Annotated in this window: 3 protein-coding genes and 1 pseudogene; 1 reads left to right on the top strand and 3 read right to left on the bottom strand. The window is 57.4% G+C overall.

What is annotated here, in order from left to right:
* A pseudogene (locus ACESLU_RS13175) lies at positions 1-605 on the top strand (bifunctional aspartate kinase/diaminopimelate decarboxylase); the annotation flags it as partial.
* On the opposite strand, the gene hisH reads toward ACESLU_RS13175, so the two are convergent.
* From hisH to hisC, 3 genes are read right to left on the bottom strand one after another with little or no spacing between them, the layout of a single operon-like run.
* Positions 598-1,200: an imidazole glycerol phosphate synthase subunit HisH gene (hisH, locus tag ACESLU_RS13170; protein WP_372639094.1), complete on the bottom strand. Its 603-nt coding sequence runs from the start codon at positions 1,198-1,200 to the stop codon at positions 598-600. The pseudogene ACESLU_RS13175 and the gene hisH sit on opposite strands and share 8 nt — an antisense overlap.
* A gap of 20 nt (positions 1,201-1,220) precedes the next feature.
* Positions 1,221-2,108: an imidazoleglycerol-phosphate dehydratase HisB gene (gene hisB, locus ACESLU_RS13165; RefSeq protein ID WP_372639093.1), complete on the bottom strand. Its 888-nt coding sequence runs from the start codon at positions 2,106-2,108 to the stop codon at positions 1,221-1,223.
* A complete protein-coding gene (gene hisC / locus ACESLU_RS13160) occupies positions 2,105-3,166 on the bottom strand; it encodes a histidinol-phosphate transaminase (RefSeq protein WP_372639092.1) in 1,062 nt (353 codons plus the stop codon). Before hisC ends, hisB begins: the two co-directional genes overlap by 4 nt.
* Positions 3,167-3,404 lie beyond the last annotated feature (238 nt).

The following is a 3,404-nucleotide window of genomic DNA, read 5'->3' as shown; positions in this document are numbered from 1 at the left end:
TGGAGCTGTCGATCAAGGGATTGCATGCCCATATCGGCAGCGGGATCAAAGACCCGCTCTCGTGGAAACGAACGGCGATCATCCTGCACAAGGTGGCCCGTCAGCTGGGCGGCGTGGAGATCCTCGACCTGGGCGGGGGATTCGGTATCCGCGAGAACGATACGGAAGTGCACCTGGATATCCGGGAGCTCACGCAGTCACTGGCGCAGTTCAGGGAGGCGCATCCCGAGTATACCCTCTGGGTGGAACCGGGACGCTTTTTGGTGGCCGTGGCCGGGGTATTGCTGACGACCGTTACGCAGCTGAAGGGCAAGGGCAAGGTTAAATACGTGGGCGTGGATACGGGTATGAACTCGTTCATCCGTCCCGCCCTCTACGGTGCGCGTCACACCATCGTCAACCTCTCGCGGCTGGATGAGCCGAACAGCCAGTCGGTCAATATTGTGGGACCCATTTGCGAGTCGGGCGACAAGCTGGGCATCGACCGGCTGTTCCCGCAGGCGGCGGAAGGCGATGTCGTGCTGATCGCGAATGCGGGAGCGTATGGACAGGTAATGAGCTCGCACTACAACCTCAGACCGCCCGCCCAGGAGATTATTATTTAACGGAAAGGGGGACGCCCGCAATGAAGTTCCGTAGGAGCCGGGCGCCGGTCGGGCCTGATTTCTCCGGGTGAAACTGCACGCCCGTAAAGTTGTCCCGGCTGACGACAGAGGCGAACTCCGTGATATACCGGCAGGAGGCGATGGTGTATTCGTTGACGGGCGCATAGTAACTGTGCACGTAGTAGAAATGGTCGTCGGTCCCGAATCCGCGGAGCAGGGGATGATCCTGTACTTCCGAAAAGGTGTTCCAGCCCATGTGAGGCACTTTATCTTTCGAAGAGTCAAACTTTTTGAGGGTGCCCGGGATGATGCCCAGTCCCTCTGCATCCCCCTCATCGGAAGCTTCGTAGAACAACTGCATGCCGAGGCAGATTCCCAGCACGGGCTTGCCGGTCTGCTGAAGCCAGCCATCGAGTCCGTTGTCCCGCAGCGAAGCCATGGCGGGGCTTGCGTGACCCACACCCGGGAAGATAATCCCGTCCGCCCGGTCCAGCTCCGCTTTCTTGTTGGTGATGACATGTTCCACGTCCAACCGCTGCAGCGCATTGGAAACCGAAGCTAAGTTACCAGCGTCGTAGTTGATAATGGCGATCATGATGATATGCTATATGATAGTTATAAAAGGTTTTTGGTGCTTGGCAGAATATCGGCGTTTCGCTCACTGCGGCTGACAGCGGCCCGGAGGCAGCGGGCCAGTCCTTTGAAACAGGCCTCGATTTTATGGTGATCATTTGCTCCTTTCACCGACAGGTGAAGGGTGGCCTTCAGGTGAATGGCCAGCGAGTAGAAGAAGTGTTCAACCATTTCGGTGGGAAAATCGCCCACTTTCTCGCGCTCGAATGAGGCGTCAAACCGGAGGTAGGGACGCCCGGACAAGTCCAGCGCGACAGTGGCCAGGGTTTCGTCCATGGGCAGCAGGAAAGCGTATCGCTGGATACCGATTTTGCTGCCCAGCGCTTCAGTGATGGTTTCCCCGAGGGCAATAGCCACATCCTCGATCGTGTGATGCTCGTCCACTTCGAGGTCCCCGTCACAGCGGAGCTCCAGGTCCACCAGCCCGTGTTTGGCAATCTGCTCAAGCATGTGATCGAAGAAAGCCAGTCCCGTCGAAATGTCACTTTGTCCGCTGCCGTCGAGGTTGAGCGCAATCGCAATATCGGTCTCCGCGGTCTCCCGTCTTCGGGAGGCCCTGCGAGTGGGAAAACAGATCTTCCGGCTGAGGCCGATCCAGTCTTCGGCCTCTTCGATAAGTTCTCCTTCGGCGGAGGCCTGGAGCACGAAATCGCTTGCGTTGATGGAAAGGTCGGCCGATGCCCCGTCAACGGGATCGGCGGTAATCTGGTCGTTATGCAGCAGTTCCCGCTGCCGGGCAGAGAGTTCATCCGCCACAAAACCGAGCTTGTGGTCAAGCTGCCGCAGCCGCTGAAGTCCGTATAGCGCACCGCTCCAGAGCAGCTCGTCGCTTGTCCCTTTCAGGGCGTCCGGGGATATCCAAATCTTCATATCGATAGTTCTTTTAGGGCTGAAATTAGGCGTTTGTTGTCGGCGGGCGTACCCACCGTGATGCGCAGGGTACTCTCGCAGTGGGGCTCCTTGCCCCGGTACCGCACGATAATGCCCTGGTCCGCCAGCTTCTGGTAAACGTCCAAAGCGTTCTGTACCCTTACCAGCAGAAAGTTGGCCTCGGAAGGATAGATATGCTCCACAAGGGGAAGCTCCTGCAGCTGACGGCGCAGCTGCTTTCGCTGTTGCCTGATATCGGCGATGTTCGACTCGATGGAGCCGAGCCGGTCAAAGGCGTCCATCGCCTGGCTGGCCGTCAGCTTGTTGACGTTGTAGGGGGCTTTGACTTTCATCATGTATTCGATAATCTCCTCCGGCGCCACGGTAATGCCCAGGCGGATGCCCGCCAGTCCGAATGACTTGGAGAGTGTTTGCAGCACCACGAGGTTGGGGTAGCGGTTGACCTCGGACGCCCAGCTCTGCTGGTCGCTGAAGTCGATGTAGGCTTCATCGATGACGATGATGCCGGGAAACTCCTCGACCAGCCGGCGTATTTTTTCCCGATCAAAGGTATTGCCCGTGGGATTGTTGGGCGAGCAGAGCAGTAATATCTTGGTGTTCGGGGTGACCGCCTCCAGGATCCGGTCCACGCGCGGCTGAAAATCATCTTTGCTGAGCAGCACCTCGTCGATGGCGATGTCGTGGATGTTGGCCGAGACGCGGTACATGCCGTAGGTCGGGGGCGTGATGATGATTCGGTCGTGCCCGGGCGTGCAAAAGATACGATACAGCAGGTCGATGCCCTCGTCACTGCCCACGCCCACAAATATATTTTCGGCGCGGACCGACCGCCACTGGGCGATGCGCTCCCGCAGGGGGGGGTGCGTGGGCGAGGGATAACGGTGCAGCTGCTGGGCACTCCGGGAGGGATCCCCGTAGCTGTTCTCGTTGGCATCGAGAAGCAGGCCTTCGCTGAAATCCTCCCGCGCGCTGTGATAGGGTTTCAGGTCCCGGATATTGGGACGTACAAGCTGTTCAAGGTCAAAGGAGGTACTCATCTGGGTTCTGGAATATTTCTGTTTTTGTGGTAGCAATTTCGGGCGATAAAGATAAATGACCTGAGTTCGAGGTAAAGGATAAAACCAAACAGCAGGAGCATTTTTCTATGCAGCGCTTTGTTTCTAATATCGAACTCACGTTACGTTAGGTCGCAGTTTTGAAGTTTTATGATATATGATGACCCATACTGCGGGACGCCTTATTTCCTTAAACGGATGGTTACGGCGTTGCGGTGCG

Source organism: Fodinibius sp., from assembly GCF_041642155.1.
Lineage (GTDB): Bacteria > Bacteroidota > Rhodothermia > Balneolales > Balneolaceae > Fodinibius.
This window is presented reverse-complemented; position numbering and strand designations above follow the sequence as displayed.

Excerpts from the sequence above, each read along its gene's own strand:
- hisH (WP_372639094.1), bottom strand. The coding sequence starts at position 1,200 with ATGATCGCCATTATCAACTACGACGCTGGTAACTTAGCTTCGGTTTCC.
- hisB (WP_372639093.1), bottom strand. The coding sequence starts at position 2,108 with ATGAAGATTTGGATATCCCCGGACGCCCTGAAAGGGACAAGCGACGAG.
- hisC (WP_372639092.1), bottom strand. The coding sequence starts at position 3,166 with ATGAGTACCTCCTTTGACCTTGAACAGCTTGTACGTCCCAATATCCGG.